Origin of the sequence: Terrisphaera buseokensis, from assembly GCF_047521145.2 — a bacterium.
Classification (GTDB): Bacteria; Verrucomicrobiota; Verrucomicrobiia; order Opitutales; family Opitutaceae; genus ER46.
Genome location: NZ_CM134186.1, coordinates 994,482 through 1,010,886 on the forward strand (window position 1 = coordinate 994,482; position 16,405 = coordinate 1,010,886).

A 16,405-nucleotide genomic window follows, 5' to 3' on the forward strand; every position below is an offset into this window, starting at 1 on the left:
TGTCCCTCGTTTTTGTGCTTGGCGGTCATGCCCAATCTTCGGGCGGGCCCATGGGCTCGGTCCAAGGCACGGTGTCCAACGCGGTGAGCGGTTCCCCGCTCGGCCGCGCTAAAGTGACGATCCGAGGCACGGCCCAGGAGACACTGACGGACGACGACGGCCGGTTTTTTCTCCGGGGCGCCCCGGCCAAGGATATCGAGTTGGAAGTTTCCTATCTGGGCTTCGTGTCGCAAACGTCACGGGTGACGGTACCGCCCGGCGGACAGGTGGCGCGGGATTTCCAGCTCAGTCGCGAGGGAATCGAGGGTCGCGGCGCGGAGGGCCAGCTGATCGTGCTGGAGAAATTTCAGGTGGTCGCGGAACAGACGATGAGCGGCCAGGCCGTCGCGATGAACGAGCAACGCCATGCGGCCAATATCAAGAACGTGGTCTCGTTTGATGAACTCGGTGACCGCGGCCAGGAAAACATCGGCGATTATGTGCGCTTTCTGCCCGGCGTCACCATTCTGGACGATGGCACCAACCCCGGTCGGATTGCCCTGGGCGGGTTTCCGGCGGAAATGTCCAACATTCAGATCGACGGCGTGGACGTGCCTGCCACCGGCATTGGCCCGACCAGCACTCGCGCCGCGGCGCTGCAGGACGTGCCGATTCTGAACATCGAGCGCGTGGAGGTCTCGAAGGTGCCCACGCCCGACCTGCCGGCTTCCGGTTTGGGCGGATCGATGAACCTGATCGCGAAGACTGGAACGGGCCTCAAGCGCCCGGTCGGCCGCTACCAAGTGTATATGAATTTCGACAACGTGGACGGCTTGAGTTTCAACGGCGGTTCGCAGCAACCGCACGACCGGGCGTCGCCGCGCCACAAGGAACCCTCGTTCAGCCTGAGCTACGCCTTCCCGGTGGGGAAGACGCTCTCGGTCAGCCTGGGAGGCTCCCGCTCCTGGCGCCAGCGGCCGACCGACGATACGCCCTCCGAGGTCGCTTTTTGGAACCTGAGGAAGACCTATCTGACCACCGGCGCGCCGAAGGATTTGGCGCTTGCGATCACACAGTGGCGGCAGGAGGCCTCGATCTCCCGGACCGAGAATCTCCAACTCGGCCTCGATTGGCGGCTGACCACCAACGATACGCTCAGCCTGCAGGTCCAGGAACGCTCGGTGGTCGAAAAGAAAGCCCAGAGCTTCATGACCGCGCGCGTGAACGCCGGCTACGACGCGATCGGCAATGCGGATTACACCCAGAGCCGCGGTGCCACCGGTAGTTTCGAAATGGGCACCCTCAATCCGTCGAATTTCGACGCGACCACCGACACCAGCATGCGTTCGCTGAAGTATCAGCATCGCGGCCCGGCGTGGAACATCGACGCTCAGGCCTCCTACTCCGCCGCCGACCGCGAGCGCAGCAGCCTCGGCAAGGGCTACTTCAACGGCGTCCTGGCCAGCGTCCTCAACGCCAACATCCGCGGCGACGGCATCGGGAAGGGTTCGAGCATCGGTCCGGAAACCTATACAATCACCCGCGCCAACGGCGCGCCGGTGGATCCCTTCAACGCCAACAACTATACGCTCGGCACGGCGAACGAGGAGTATGCCCTGTATCAGACGGATCTCACGGCCGGGCGCCTGAACGTAAGCCGCGCGATCGGCCGGAACCTCACGATCAAGATGGGCGGCGCTTACAACCGCCTCGACAAGGACGACACCCGTCCGGTCAAGAACTACACCTTTGTCGGCCGCGCCGCCGGCCAGACCGCCGTCTCGCTTTACGACCTCGTGGATGAGTCGATCGACGTGAAAGTGAACGGGAACCCGGTGCGCTGGATCAGCCCGGTGAAGGCCTATGATCTCTTCGTGCAACACCCGGAGTATTTCACCCTGAACACCACTCATATCCAGAACCTCGCGCAGAATTCCAAGCGGATGCTCGAGGATATCCTGGCCGGCTATTTCCGGTTCGACCTGCGCCTGCTCTCCGGTCGGTTGAACTTCACGGGCGGTGCCCGCTATGAGAAAACCGATCTCAAGGGCTGGAGCATGAAGCGCGACAATTTCGCCATCTATCAGCGCGATGCGGCGGGCAACCTGTTGCGCACGAGCACGGGTGCGTTGATCGCCATCACCAACAACACCGAGCAGCGGCTCAGGCTCATCAATCAGGAGCGTGGAAATTTCGAGAGCCAGGGCTACGGCGGGCTCTATCCCAGCCTGAACGCCAATTACGCGTTTACCGAGAACCTGGTGGCGCGGGCCGCCTACGCGCGGACACTCGGTCGTCCGGACGTGCAATATGTCGTAGCCGGGATCACGGTGCCGGTTCCCACCGACACCAATGCGACCACCGCTCGCACCATCTTTGTCGGCAATCCCGGCCTGGAGCCTTGGACTGCGGATAGCTTCCACCTGTCCCTCGACTCCTATCATCTGAAGGGCGGATTCGGCTCCGTCGGGGTCTATCACAAGAAGGTCAGCAACTTCTTCGCGCAGCGCGGCCAGCCGACCACCGCGGCAACGCTCGAGGCCTACGGCATCCCGGAGGGCGACATCGAATATATGTTGGCCGACAACTACGTGCTGCGCCGCTGGGAAAATGTCGGCGATGCGGCGCTGGACGGCATCGAGCTGAGTTACCGCCAGGATCTGCTGTTTTTGCCGTCGTGGCTGCAGCTGGTGCAGGCTTGGGTGAACTATACCCATCTGGAGGTGGGCGGACGCAATGCGGCGGATTTCGTGGGTTTCAGTCCCGATACTCTGACGGCGGGGTTGAACTACATCAGGCCGCGCTTCTCCGTCCGGCTGACGGCGGCCTATCAGGCCGAAACGAAGCGGGCGGAAGTGGTGGTCACTCCCGGGACCTCGACCGAAGGGTTCATCCCGCAATCCACCTATGAATATCAAGCCGCCTCCACCCGCTACGGCATCAGCGCGGAATACGCCCTGAGCAAGAAGTTCGCCCTCTACCTGAACTGGGACGACGTGTTGGCCAAGGACCGCTTGGTGTATCGCCGGGCCCCGGATACGCCGGCCTTTGCCCAAACCGCCCAACGCTACGTCAGCCCTTCCTATATCGTGATAGGCGTGAAGGGCAGTTTCTGACGGGGGCCCCGGGATTGAAGGATTTCAACGGAAGCGCGTTCAGCCGCTGCAGCACTCGCAACGACACTATTGTGAAAACCAAGCGCCCCTACGCCGGATGCCTCCGACGTCTGCTTTGCGCCGGCATCTTGCTGGCGGCGACCACGGTAGCCAGCGCGACAGAATTGTTCGATTTCGAGCCCGCGTTTGATCCGGCCCAACTCACCGCGCGGAGTGTGACGATTGCCGTTACGAACGGAGCCTTGGAAATCAAGGGCACCGTGCCGGCGATCGACAGCGGGGTGGTCTTTCCGTTGCCGAAGCAGGCGCAGGATCTTTCACGCTTTCGGTTCGTTGAGGCCGACCTCGAGAACACCGGCGACAAGCCGCTGCGGTTTACCTTTTGGGCCCTGTCGGGCCACGGCTGGGGTGGTGTGAGCACCTTCACGCCCGAGGGCGGACCGGCCGCCGGGCGCGAGATGCTCGCACCGGGCCAGCGGGCCACGTTCAAGATCGATCTCCACACGCGTTACCCCGGCGAGGCGGTTTATACGTCGGCGACGGATCCGGCCTCGATTCGCTGGCTGGAAATTGTCCTGGGTGACAACCGCAACCTGCCCTCACTCCGGGTGCGAAGTATCCGGGCGACGGGCGAGGCTCCCGCCCAGGTGCACGACGCGTCGCGGCGCGTGCGCGTGCCCGATGTCACCCGCGAGCCGGCCGGTCCCGGGCGCCGCGTTTATCAGCAGCTGCCCGGTTGGGAAAAGACGAGCGTCACCCACGTGCTGACCCTGCCCCGCGAGTGGAAGCCGGGCGTGAAATATCCGGTCATCGTCGAGTACACCGGCAATGTTTTCTACCACAAGTTCTGCCACTCAACCGGCCTCACGGATCAGGGCAACCTGGCCTACGGTCTCGCGCGCGGGGAAAAATTCATCTGCCTCAACCTGCCGTTCATCAGTGCGGACGGACAGCGCGAGCAGCGGGACGGCTGGGGCGACATCGAGAAGGCCGCCGACTATTGCGTCGCGGCGGTGAGGGCGGTGTGCGAACAATTCGGCGGCGATGCGGGCGCGGTTTTCTTCGTCGGCTTCTCGCGCGGCGACTACGCCGCCAACTACCTGGCGCTGCGCGATGATCGCATCGCTTCCTTGTGGCTGGGCTTCGTCGGCACCCATCCCGGCCGAGCGTGGAAACCTGCCGACGGCGCCGGCTGGAACAAGGTCGGCCTCGGTTGGGATGAACGTGCCGCGCGGCTGAAAGGACGCCCGTGGTTCGCCGCGCCCGCGAATCTCGGCGCGCACGTGCACGTCGATGTCGAGTATCTCGAAGACCGTCCGTCGACCGTGGCGACCCGCCGTTGGATGCAGGAGGTCCTGTCACGACGCGCGAGTCCGTAGTCGTAACGAAAACCCCGATACCGCTCCTGATGAACCTCAACGTACCCCCGCCTGCCTCCGGGCAATCATCCCCGTCCACCCGTCGCCAGTTTCTGGCGAGCGGAGCCGCCCTCGGCTCCCTGCTGATTTTGCCGCATGGCTTGCGCGGCCAGGGCACGCGTTCGCCCAACGAACGCCTGCGCATCGCCCAGGTCGGAGTGGGGGGCCGGGGCGGCGCGGCGCTCGCCGGTCTGGCCGGCGAACAGTTCGTCGCCCTGTGTGATGTGGACGAAAAACGCAGCCGTGCCGGCATCGCCGGGGGAAAAAAGGCGGGGCCGGACACGGATCGGTTGAAGGACGCCCGGTGGTTCAAGGACTTTCGCGTGATGTTCGAGCAGATGGAGGACACGATCGACGCCGTCGCGATCGCGACTCCGGATCACATGCACTTCCCGATCGCGATGGCCGCGATCGCCCGGAAGAAACATGTCTACGTCGAGAAACCGATGTGTCGCTGCCTCACCGAAGTGCGGCGGCTCCATGCCGCCGCCAAGGCGGCCGGCGTCGTGACCCAAATGGGCAACCAAGGCCGAGCAGCCGAAGGTATCCGCCTCGCCCGCGAGTGGGTGCAGGCTGGGCTGATCGGTGACGTCCACACCGTGCACACCTGGACGGATCGGCCGCGCACGCCTTGGTTTTATCCGGCCGATTTTGATCCCGACGCGAATCCCAAGGAGACGCCCGTGCCCGCGACGCTCGATTGGGATCTCTGGCTCGGCGTGGCGCCCCAACGCCCCTATCGTCCCGAGCTCGTGCCGTCCTTCTGGCGCGGCTTCACCGACTACGGCACCGGTTCCCTGGGCGACATGGGTTGCCACCAGCTTGACGCGCCGTTCTACGCGCTCGATCTCGGTTCACCCACGAGCGTGGAGTCCGCCACCACCAAGCAGTATCCGAAAACGTTTCCGGCCTCGACGGCCGTGACGTGGAAGTTCCCGGACCGCGGCGGGCGTGGCCCGGTGGAGATGAAGTGGTTTGACGGCACCATGAAGCCGCCGCTGCCCGTGCCCGGATTCAAACTCTCCGAGAGCGGCGGCAGTCTCTTCTACGGAACCAAGGGCATCATGAGCGTCACCTCGCACAGCGGCTCGTGCCGTCTTCTGCCCGAGGAGCGCATGCAGGCGATGGCAGGCGCGCTGCCGCCGAAATCCATCCCCCGCGTCGCCGGCGGACCGTTCACCGAATGGACGGACGCCATCCGGGGCGGCCCGAAGTGCGGCTCAAACTGGGATTACGCCGCCGGTCTTTCGGAGGTCGTGTTGCTGGGCGTCGCCGCGCAACGCGCGCAGGCGCGTCTCGAGTGGGATGCCGTCGGCGGACGTTTTTCCAACCGCCCGGATGCCGATGTCTTCGTCGGTCCCGGCTACGACTACCGCCCGGGCTGGGGCGTGTAGGCACCGCGCCGGTCGTTCCGTCTGCAAGCACATCGTCAATTCGCTGGCGCCGCGCCAGAGCGGCGGCCTGCGTCCGAATTGAAGGGTTTCAACGCCACGGCAATCGCGTCCGCTTCCACGGGGAACACATTCCTTTCAGTCGCCCCTGGTCCGTTCGTCCCTCGCCCTGAGGTCCCCTCACGCCAACAGCCATCAAATGAACCCCCGAATCCCCGTTGGGAAGATACTGTTTATTGCGGCCGGCTTATCCGCCGCTGTCGGGTTTGCCCAAAACGCAGCGAAACCCGCATCGGAAGATGTCTATGTGCTGGGAGAGTTTCGCGTGAACACGGCCAAGGACGACAGCTTCATCGCGACCGAAAGCACCTCGGGAACACGCGTGGCCGCCGATATCATCAATCTGCCGTTCGCGGTCTCCGTGCTTACCGAGGATTTCGTGAAGGAGTTTCAGTTATTCGACCTCGACCAGCAGGCCCCTTTCATTTCCGGCATGGCTGCGGGTGACCCAGCGGCCGGCGGCGGCGGCGGCACGCGACTGCGCGGCTTCAGTGTGCCCTATTTCCGCAATGGCTTTGCCCGCACGCAGGCGCCCGACTCGAACAGCATCGCGCGAACGGAAGTGATCAAAGGTCCCCAGTCGGCGATCTACGGTCGCGTCTCGCCGGGTGGGGTCATCAATTTCATCTCCAAGAAACCGGGCACGCGGTTGGCCTCGGGCCTGAGCTACGTGACCGGTTCCTACGATCACCAGCGCATTGCGGGCGACATCACCGGGCCGATCATCCCCGGCAAACTTTTCTACCGCGTCGACGCCACCTATTACGACTTCAACCGACCGACGGACTTTTGGTATAATCGCACCACCAATATTTCCGGATCACTCACCTACAAGCTCTCGCCGGACACGCTCTTCACCCTCGAACACGAATATACCAACCGCATCATGCAAGGTGGGCAGTCCTTCACTCGATGGACCCGGGTGAGCGGTCCCCAGACCATCACGGAAGGCTCGGTGTTCTATATGCCCGATCAGGTGCTCGGGAAAAGGCTCGCCCAGTTCAATGTCAACGGAGCCCATAACGTCGTCAAACGCTCGTCCGACTCCAGCTACTTTACGCTGGAGCACCGGATTAAGCCGGATCTGAATTTGCGCGCCAACTTCGCTTACTCCACCCGGGCCTTCTTGAAGGACGGTACCTCGACCCCGGCCACCTGGGCGACCAATCCCACCGCGGCGCGGCAGACCGTGCTGAACACGCTCACCGGCGTCTGGGTCGATACGTCGCGCGGCATCTGGACCGGCGACCGGGCCGGCGCGTATCAGACCATCGATTACGTGGAAAAAGGCTTTCAGATCGACGTGACGAAAAAATGGAATACCCGAATCGGCCAGCGCACCCTCCTGACCTTTGATGCGTTCTTCCAAAACAACGATCAGGGAACTTGGGCGCTCAACGGCGCTCCCCTGAACGCCGCGCTCAACGCGCTGGGACTCACCACCACCGCGCAGTTGAACGCGTGGAAGAACCCCGATCCGTTTAATCCCGGGGTGTCCGGCTACTACCCAAATCCGCAGTTCGATCCCAAGACTTGGACAGTGGCGAGGGTCTTCAACGAGCGCTTCTACTACGGGAGCCTGCTCAACCACACCATCGAGCTGATGGATGGTCGCCTTTTCTGGACCGGCTCCGCGCGCCAGGATTGGGGGAAATTCACGGTCGGCACCGCCGACGGAAAAAAGGCGAAGTTCACCTACAGCACGGGACTAAACTACCGAGTGCTCGCCCGTCAGTTGGTCGCCTACGGCAACATCGCCACCGGCTTCAATCCCTCGCCGCAGTTTGACGCGAACACGGGAGAACTGCTGGGCAACCAGGGATCGTCCGGCGTCGAGCTGGGGCTCAAAGGGGTGCTCTTCAACGACCGGTTTTCCTACACCGTCGCGCTCTTCAACGTGGAGCAGGACAATCAGGTCACCGACAATCCGGCCAACCCCGGCGGCCTCGATCTTTCGCTCCCACGCTCCATCCCGGGGGCGGCCACCCGCTCGCGCGGCATGAGTTTTGACGTCGGTGGCAAGGTGACCGAAAACCTCACGCTGCTCGCCAACATCGCATGGACCGATGTGCGTATTGTAAAGCACGCCACCACGCCCAGCCTCATTGGCACGCGCCCGCTCGGCGGGCAGAATGCGCCCGCCCGCAGCTACTCCTTGGCGGCGCGCTACAATTTCCGCCAAGGACTCCTGGCCGGCGTGCGCCTGGGGTTGACCTATCAGTTTGCAGCGGAATACCTGCGCATTGGCCCGAGCGCCACCGCCACCGCCATTACGGTGCCGTTTTTCAACGCAGAGGTCAGCGAGTGGAGCGCGGTGGTCGGTTACGCCTTCAAGAAGTGGCAGAACGGCACGCGCCTCGATCTGTCGCTGAACGTGAACAACCTCCTTGACGAAAAACAGATGACCACAGCTGCCTATTATCCCGAGGGCCGCACGGTGCGACTCACCGCGGGACTGCGCTTCTGATTTCAACCCGTCGCTGATCGTGCTGGGCTGAAAACGATGCAACCTCCCTGTGCTCTCTTTTCCAACGCTGGCCTCGGTCGTGCAGGTCTCCGTTTCATCAGGTCTCTGATCGGGTTGGGCGCCGTCGCCACGGCCCTCACGATCGGCGGCGTTGGTTTGTGCGCCGAAAGCACGCTCCAGCGTAACACTCACTTTCGGCCGGGACAACCGTGGCTCGACACGCAGGGCACGCACCTCAATGCGCACGGTTTCTGCATCGTCGATTTCGGCGGCCGCCATTATTGGTATGGCGCGCACAAGATCGCGGGCAAGACCGAGGCCGAGAAGAACGAAGCCGGCGTTCGCTGCTACGTCAGCGACGATCTGCTCAACTGGCAGGACGCGGGGCTGGTGTTGGATGTCTTCGCGCCGGGTGCGCATCCTGAGCTGGCCGACGCCTCCATTCTCGACCGGCCCAAGGTGATCTTTCACGCCGCGACGAAAAAATTCATCCTGTACTTCAAACTCTACCCGCCCAAGGCGCAGGGAGGAAAGTCCGGCACCGACTACGCCTACGTTGGCGTAGCGACTGCGACGGCGCCGACGGGACCATTTGAATACCAGGGCCGTTTTCTCGGTGGCAACAGCCCGTTCGGCACCGGCGATTTCGCCATTTTTTCGGACACCGACGGCGCGGTTTATCATCTCGGCGTGCGCAAGCCCGACAAAGCGCACGTCTGCGGCCGGCTGTCCGACGACGGCTTGCGCCCCTCCGGCGACTACGTGGAACTGGCGGGCATTACCCCTGCAACCGAAGCACCGGCGTTGTTCCGGCGCGGCAACAAGATCTATTTCCTCGGTTCGGGCAGCAGCGGCTGGGCGCCCAACGCCGCCCGCATGTTCGTGGCGGATCGGGTCACCGGCCCGTATCAGGACCTCGGCAATCCCGTCCTTGGCGTGAATCCGCACAACCATCTCGGCCCCGAAAAAACCTTCGGCGGTCAAAGCACCTTTGTTTACCCGGTCGCCGGCCGACGCGACGCATGGATTGCGATGTTCGACATCAATCTGCCGCAGAATCCGATCACCTCCGGCTACATCTGGCTCCCGATCGAATTCGAGGGCGACCGGCCGATCATCCGCTGGCGCAATGAATGGGACCTTTCGATCTTCTCTAAAAAATGACGACGCATCCGCTCCTGAAGATTTGGGCATTGCTGGCGGCGGTGCTGTCCTCCCTCTCCGCGCAGCCGATCCGTAACGCGCGCTACACGCTTGAACCCGCAGCCGACGGTGCGGTGCAACTCACCGCCAGGGACGCCGGCACCTGGACGTTCCGCGGCGACTTCGTGGTGCTGGTGGCGACCGGCGATCCGAAGCCCGCGATGCGGCCGGGTAATATTCCGCGTGTGCCCTACAATCTCCTCACGTGGCAGACGCCGGCCGCGCCGGGCCGGGCCGCGCTCAAGACGGTCAAACGTCCCGCGGCGCAGGCCGGCGATGGTTTCGACGACGCGATCCTCGGCGGCGATACGCAGCAGCGTACCGCCGATGTGTTCGCCGCCGCCCCGCTCACGGCTGTCCGTGCCACCGCCGTCATGCGCGATGGCGCCGTGCTTCGTTTCGCTTTCGCCGAACAGGCGGCATTCACGCTCTCGGCCACGCTCGCGTTGCCGGACGGCGACGCCGAGCCCGTGCTCGCGTTCACGCTCACGCCGAAACGCGCCGCGTGGTACTCCGTCGGATACACCGGCGCTCCGGCTTTCGCGACGGCGGACCTCGCCGAGAACTGGCAGCCGTTCATCTGGCAGGAAAAACGGTTCCCGGACCGCTCGTATCTCACCCCGGCCTTCGAGTGCTCGCTGCCCGCGACGTTCGTGCGCCACGGTAACACCACCCTCGGTGTCGTCGTCGATGCGGACGAGTTTCCGTTCTCGCCGCTGCCGCTGCTCGACAACAGCCGGTTCGGCGTCGCGCTGCGCACGGCCGCGGGCGAGGCCCGGCCGATGGTGTTCGCGCCGATGCTCGGCGGGGCCGAATCGAAGCGCGCGGCCGGCCAGGCCTTCGGGTTCAAGGTCCGTCTCTTTGCCGGCGCGGGTGACATCACCACGGCCTACGAAGGCGTCGCGCGCCGCCTCTATGGTTTCCGCGACCACCGCCGCAACGCCATCGCGTCGCTCAACGAGACGCTGGACAACATGATCGACTACGGGATGAGCCGCTACAGCTGGTTCATCGAAGAGCTGAAAGGCTGCTCTTACTCGACCGACGTCCCCGGTGCGGTGAAGAACGTTTCGTCGCTCAATCCGCTGAATCTCGCCCTCGTCACCGACGACGAGGAGATTTTCCAAAGACGCGCCTACCCGATCGTCGAGTTCATGCTCTCGCGGGAAAAATTCCTCTTCTCCCTCGATGCGAAGCAAAAGATCCAGAGTCCGTCGCGCGCGTTGCTCGGGCCCTGCGCGCCGGTCAGCGAACTCGCCACGCTGTACGGGATCACTCATGGCGCGTCACCGATTCTCCGTCAGCTCGCCGAGCGCATGCTGGGGAAGAAACGCACGCTCAACCTCGACGACGTCGCCGAAGGCGGCACCTGGCCCAACCAGCTCGCGATGTATCGCGAGACCGGCGAGGAGCGTTTCCTCAACGCCGCCCGCCGCGGTGCCGATGCTTATCTCGCGGAACGCGTGGCCCGACCCGCGGCCGACTTCAATGTCCCGGGCCTCTTCTTCTGGACCGGTTACGTGCCGCAGTGGATCGATCTGTTTCAACTCTATGAATCGACCCGCGACCGCCGTTATCTCGACGCCGCGCGTCACGGCGCCCGCCAGTATGCGATGTTCACGTGGATGGCTCCCCGCATTCCGGACGAAGACGTGACCGTGAATCCCGGTGGGAACGCGCCCGTTTACTGGTACCTGAAGAACAAGGGCCACACCCCGATGACGGCACCCGAGGAGCGTGTGCCCGCGTGGCGGCTGTCGGAGATGGGACTCACGCCGGAGTCCTCCGGCACGATGTCGGGCCATCGCGCGGTTTTCATGGCGAACCACGCGCCATGGATGCTGCGCATCGCCGCGCTCACGGGTGACCGCCTCCTCCATGATGTGGCCCGCTCCGCCATTGTCGGCCGCTACCGCAATTTTCCCGGCTACCACATCAACACCGCGCGCACCACGATCTACGAGGACGCCGGGTATCCGTTGCGGGAGCACAAGGAACTCAGCGTGAATTCATTTCACTATAACCACATCTGGCCGCACATGAGCATCCTGCTCGACTTCCTCGTCACCGACGCCTTCGCGCGCTCCGGCGGGAAGATCGATTTCCCCGCCCACTTCATCGAGGGCTACGCTTATCTGCAGAGCAAATTCTACGGGGACCGCCCGGGGAAATTCTTCGACCGCGACGATGCCGTGCTCTGGTTGCCGCGTCGATTGCTCAAGAGCGGTTCCGTCGAGCTCAATACGCTCGCCGCCCGTGGTCGCGATCGCCTCTACCTCGCGTTCACCAATCAATCACCCGAGCCGGTCACGACCGAAATCACGCTCAGCGCCGCGTTGCTCCCGCAGCTCGCGGGCCGGACCTTCAGCACGCGCGTCCTGGCCGACGGCTCCGCCACGGCCCTTCGCGACGGCCGGCTCACCGTGACCGTTCCCGCCCTGGGCCTCACGGCGGTGGAGATCGCCGGGGTTGTGGTCACCCCGAAATTCCAGGACCGCCTCGTCGGCGCTCGCGCGGAGGACGCCTGGCGCCGCGACTATCTCGAACTGCCTTTCGGGGGCACGCGGGCGATGATCCTGAACTTCGGCCCGGCGGCCACGACGGCCTACGTCTATCTCCAGGCCGATGATTCCGCGTTCAAGGAGGTCACGCTCACTTACACGGTCGGCGGACGCCGCGCGACGCTGACCGACGCCACGTTTCCGTTTGAATTCACCGTGCCGGTTCCGGCCGGTTCGCCCGACTTCGCCTTTGAGCTGCAGGGGATCACCACCGCCGGTGTCGCCCAGGCGTCGGGCCCCGCTGCGCTGCAGCGATGACGTCCATGCCTCGCCTTGCATTCCCCTTCGCCGCCGCAGTGAACGGTTTCACTATCACTCTCGTTGTGCGCGCGCGCCGGGCGGCCCACGTTTCCGCCCCGCAATGCCGTCCCAGCCGGCACCCTTGATTGATGCGCGCCACTGATCCCAGTTCATCCGCCCCGGGCATGAAGATCCCTCATCTCCGTTGGTGGATCGTGGCGCTGATTTTTGGCGCGTCCGTGCTCAACTACATCGATCGGCAGACGCTCTCCGTGCTGGCGCCGACGATCCAGAAGGATCTGAAGCTTTCGAACGAGGACTATGCGTCCGTCCTCAACCTGTTTCTGATCGCCTACACCACGGCGTCGCTGCTTTCGGGCAAGGTCGTGGACAAACTCGGGGTGCGGGTGAGTCTCGCGTTGTTCGTCGGCTGGTGGTCGGTGGCCAACATCCTGACCGGTTTCGCGCGTTCGGTCGGCTCGCTCGGAGCCTTTCGCTTCCTGCTCGGGCTCGGCGAGGCCGGGAATTGGACCGCGGCGCCGAAAGCGGTGGCGGACTGGTTTCCCGCGCGGGAGCGCGGCATCGCGATCGGCATCTATACGCTGGGTGCGACTGTCGGCGCGACCATCGCGCCGATCCTCATCGTCGGCCTCGCCACCTGGCACAGCTGGCAGGCGGCGTTTGTGGTGACGGGCCTCGCGGGCCTGCTCTGGCTGATCCCGTGGCTGTGGTTGTATCGCCGGCCGGAAGAACATCCGCGTCTCACGGACGCCGAGCGCACGCTGATTCTGTCGGACACTTCCACGGAAACCAATCCGGGCAACGCAGTGGCCGGGTGGGGAAAGTGGTGGCAGGTCTTCGGCCGTCACGAAGTCTGGTTGCTGATTTTCGGGCGGATGCTCACCGATCCCGTCTGGTACTTTTTCCAGTTCTGGTTCGCGAAATATCTCTATGACGGTCGCGGTCTGGATCAGAAGCAGCTCACGGTCACGTGGGTCGTTTACCTCGCGGCGGACATCGGCGTGCTCGGGGGTGGCCTGCTGTCGGGCCTGTTGATCAAGCGCAAGGTGGCACCGGCGAAGAGCCGGCTCTGGGTCATGCTCGGTTGTGCCTTGCTGGTGCCCGTCGCCGCCGCAATTCCGCACCTTGGCTCCCTCTGGCTCGTACTTGCAGTCGGCATGATTGCCGTGCTCGCCCACATGGCGTGGCTGATCAATCTCAGCGCCCTCGTCGTCGATCTCGTGCCGAAGGGCTCGCTCGGTTTCACCTTTGGCGTCGTGGCCACCGGCAGCTCGCTCGGCGGCATGATGATGAACAAGGCCGTGGGCGGGCTCGTCACCCACCTGTCCTACGATCCCGCCTTTCACTTCATGCTGCTGCTGCATCCGCTCGCGTGGCTCCTGCTCTGGCAGCTGCGCCCGCGCCCCGCCGCCTAGCGCCCCCGTGTTAACTCCACTCCTGAAATTTCCCAGTCTCCAGACCGGTTCGTCATCTAGTGGATGACGAACCGGTCCGGCGGTTTTTCCCAGGAAACTGACTTCGTCACAACCACCAGGCGCGCGCCATCCGCACTCCTTCCTCGCAATGCATCTCTCTCCTCCCGCTTCCCAACGCGAACCGCACACGGTCCGCCTCGACGCCGATCTGGTCGTCGTGGGCGGCGGCCTGGCCGGCACGTGTGCGGCGATTACCGCCGCTCGCGCCGGACTCAAGGTCGTGCTCGTGCAGGACCGGCCGGTGCTGGGTGGCAACGCCTCGAGCGAGGTCCGGCTGTGGATCCTCGGCGCAACGTCGCACCTGGGAAACAACAACCGGTGGGCGCGCGAGGGCGGGGTGATCGACGAGATTCTCGTCGAGAACACGTTTCGGAATCCCGAGGGCAATCCGTTGTTCGTCGACGCCCTGCTGCTTGAGAAGGTCACCGTCGAACCGAACGTCACGCTGCTGCTCAACACGGCGGTGCACGATCTGACGAAGCGCGACGCCGACACGATCGCGAGCGTGCGGGCGTTCTGCGCCCAGAACTCCACCCGCTACGATCTGCATGCGCCGCTGTTTTGCGATGCGTCGGGCGACGGCCTCGTTGGCTTCCTGGCGGGAGCGGCGTTTCGCATCGGGGCGGAAGCGCGCGACGAGTTGGGCGAGAAATTCGCACCGCCCCAGGCGAGCCAGGAACTGCTCGGGCACTCGCTGTATTTCTATTCCAAGGACACCGGTCGGCCGGTGTCGTTCACGCCGCCGAGCTTCGCGTTGCAGGACATCACCGCGATCCCGCGCTGGCGGCAGTTCAACACGAAGGAATACGGCTGCAAACTCTGGTGGATCGAGCATGGCGGCCGGCTCGACACCGTGCACGACACCGAGACGATCAAGTGGGACCTGTGGAAGGTCGTCTACGGCGTCTGGCACCACATCAAGAACTCCGGCCAGTTTCCCGAAGCGGCGAACCTGACGCTCGAGTGGGTCGGCACCATTCCCGGCAAACGCGAGAGCCGGCGCTTCGAGGGTGACTATCTTCTGCGCCAGCAGGACATCGTCGAGCAGCGGCCTCAGGCCGATGCCGTGGCCTTCGGGGGCTGGGCGATCGATCTGCATCCGGTCGACGGCGTGTTCAGTCCCGAGGCCGGCTGCACCCAGTGGCACGCCAAGGGCGTTTACCCGATTCCGTACCGGTGCCTCTACAGCCGGAATATAACCAACCTCTTCCTCGCGGGTCGCATCATCAGCGCCTCGCACGTCGCGTTCGGTTCCAGCCGCGTCATGGCCACGTGCGCGCATGTCGGGCAGGCGGTGGGCGCCGCGGCGGCGTTGTGCCGGCGTCACGGCGAACGTCCGCGCGCCCTGCTCGCGCCGGACCGGATGGCGGAGTTGCAACGTGCGCTGCTGCGTACCGGCCAGCATCTGCCCGGCGTGCGTTTGCGTGATCCGGCCGATCTCGCGCCGCACGCGGCGATCACGGCGTCGAGCGAATTGAAACTTTCGGTCCTCGCCGGCGGGGGCCCGCTGCGCTCGTTGCGCGAACCGGTGGCGATGTTGCTGCCGGTGCAGCCGGGATCGCGTTTGACGCTGACGCTGCGAGCCGACGTCGCGCGCGCGTCCGTCCTGCGCGTGGAGTTGCGCCAGAGCAGCCGCGCCGACAATCACACGCCGGACGTCACGCTCGAGGGCCGGACCGTCGGGCTCGAGCCGGGCGCGAATCAGGACGTCGTGGTGGCGTTCGAGCATGCGTTCGCGGACGAGCGGTATGCGATGGTCTGCTGCTTCGGCGACGAGGCGATCCAGCTGCATTGCAGCGAACAGCGGGTTACCGGAGTGCTGGCGTTGACGCATCAGGTGAATCTGGCGGTGGCGAAGTCCGCGGTGCAGTCGCCGCCGGCCGGCATCGGCGTCGATGCGTTTGAATTCTGGACGCCCCCGCGCCGCCCCGGTGGCCACAATCTCGCTCTCCGGCTGGCGTCACCGCTCGCCGCATTTGCCGCGCGCCATGTGGTCAACGGCGTCGCGCGTCCCACGCTTCAACCCAACGCCTGGGTGGCGGACTTCGCCGATCCCCTGCCGACGCTGACGCTGCGCTGGGAGCGTCCGCAACTCATCGCGCGGATCGAGCTCATGTTCGACGTCGATTATGATCACCCGATGGAGTCGGTCCTGATGGGCCATCCCGAGCGCCGCATGCCGTTCTGCGTGCAACGGTATCGCGTGCTCGACGAACACGGCGCGCTCCTCGCGGCCTGCGACGACAATCATCAGGCGAGAAATGTGATTACGTTGAGCCCACCCGTGACGACCCGGGCACTGCGCATCGAGCTGACCGCACCGGGGCCGCACGTGCCCGCGGCGTTGTGTGAGGTGCGGTGTTACGCGAGCGCCACGCCCTGAACGCGGGCGCGAGGGGCCGCGCGGCGGATTTCGACCCTCGAGTTATACCCATCGCTCCGTGCTTTTGGACTTCTGGATCGATCGGGGCTAC

The 16,405-nt window shown here is 64.6% G+C and carries 8 protein-coding genes; all 8 read left to right on the forward strand.

Features of this window, described 5'->3' with window-relative positions; genetic code table 11:
* The first annotated feature begins 50 nt into the window (after positions 1 to 50).
* On the forward strand, positions 51 to 3,095 hold the full coding sequence (locus ACLJEU_RS03615) for a TonB-dependent receptor (protein WP_414660935.1): 3,045 nt from the start codon (positions 51 to 53) through the stop codon (positions 3,093 to 3,095).
* A 71-nt stretch (positions 3,096 to 3,166) separates the two neighbouring features.
* Positions 3,167 to 4,474, forward strand: a complete 1,308-nt coding sequence (locus tag ACLJEU_RS03620) for an alpha/beta hydrolase family protein (protein WP_414660934.1) — start codon at positions 3,167 to 3,169, stop codon at positions 4,472 to 4,474.
* A 29-nt stretch (positions 4,475 to 4,503) separates the two neighbouring features.
* Positions 4,504 to 5,907, forward strand: a complete 1,404-nt coding sequence (locus ACLJEU_RS03625) for a Gfo/Idh/MocA family protein (protein ID WP_414660933.1) — start codon at positions 4,504 to 4,506, stop codon at positions 5,905 to 5,907.
* Positions 5,908 to 6,103: 196 nt separating this feature from the next.
* Positions 6,104 to 8,431, forward strand: coding sequence for a TonB-dependent siderophore receptor (locus ACLJEU_RS03630; protein WP_414660932.1), 2,328 nt, complete (start codon positions 6,104 to 6,106; stop codon positions 8,429 to 8,431).
* A 36-nt stretch (positions 8,432 to 8,467) separates the two neighbouring features.
* On the forward strand, positions 8,468 to 9,595 hold the full coding sequence (locus tag ACLJEU_RS03635; RefSeq protein ID WP_414660931.1) for a family 43 glycosylhydrolase: 1,128 nt from the start codon (positions 8,468 to 8,470) through the stop codon (positions 9,593 to 9,595).
* Positions 9,592 to 12,453 (forward strand): glycoside hydrolase family protein, encoded by a 2,862-nt coding sequence (locus tag ACLJEU_RS03640; RefSeq protein ID WP_414660930.1) that lies wholly within the window; start codon positions 9,592 to 9,594, stop codon positions 12,451 to 12,453. The genes ACLJEU_RS03635 and ACLJEU_RS03640 overlap by 4 nt, the downstream gene beginning before the upstream one ends.
* Positions 12,454 to 12,620: 167 nt before the next feature.
* Positions 12,621 to 13,871, forward strand: a complete 1,251-nt coding sequence (locus ACLJEU_RS03645; protein WP_414660929.1) for an MFS transporter — start codon at positions 12,621 to 12,623, stop codon at positions 13,869 to 13,871.
* A 148-nt stretch (positions 13,872 to 14,019) separates the two neighbouring features.
* A complete protein-coding gene (locus ACLJEU_RS03650) occupies positions 14,020 to 16,314 on the forward strand; it encodes an FAD-dependent oxidoreductase (protein WP_414660928.1) in 2,295 nt (764 codons plus the stop codon).
* The last annotated feature ends 91 nt before the right edge of the window (positions 16,315 to 16,405 follow it).

Excerpts from the sequence above, each read along its gene's own strand:
- ACLJEU_RS03615 (WP_414660935.1), top strand. The coding sequence starts at position 51 with ATGGGCTCGGTCCAAGGCACGGTGTCCAACGCGGTGAGCGGTTCCCCG.
- ACLJEU_RS03625 (WP_414660933.1), top strand. The coding sequence starts at position 4,504 with ATGAACCTCAACGTACCCCCGCCTGCCTCCGGGCAATCATCCCCGTCC.
- ACLJEU_RS03630 (WP_414660932.1), top strand. The coding sequence starts at position 6,104 with ATGAACCCCCGAATCCCCGTTGGGAAGATACTGTTTATTGCGGCCGGC.
- ACLJEU_RS03635 (WP_414660931.1), top strand. The coding sequence starts at position 8,468 with ATGCAACCTCCCTGTGCTCTCTTTTCCAACGCTGGCCTCGGTCGTGCA.
- ACLJEU_RS03640 (WP_414660930.1), top strand. The coding sequence starts at position 9,592 with ATGACGACGCATCCGCTCCTGAAGATTTGGGCATTGCTGGCGGCGGTG.
- ACLJEU_RS03645 (WP_414660929.1), top strand. The coding sequence starts at position 12,621 with ATGAAGATCCCTCATCTCCGTTGGTGGATCGTGGCGCTGATTTTTGGC.
- ACLJEU_RS03650 (WP_414660928.1), top strand. The coding sequence starts at position 14,020 with ATGCATCTCTCTCCTCCCGCTTCCCAACGCGAACCGCACACGGTCCGC.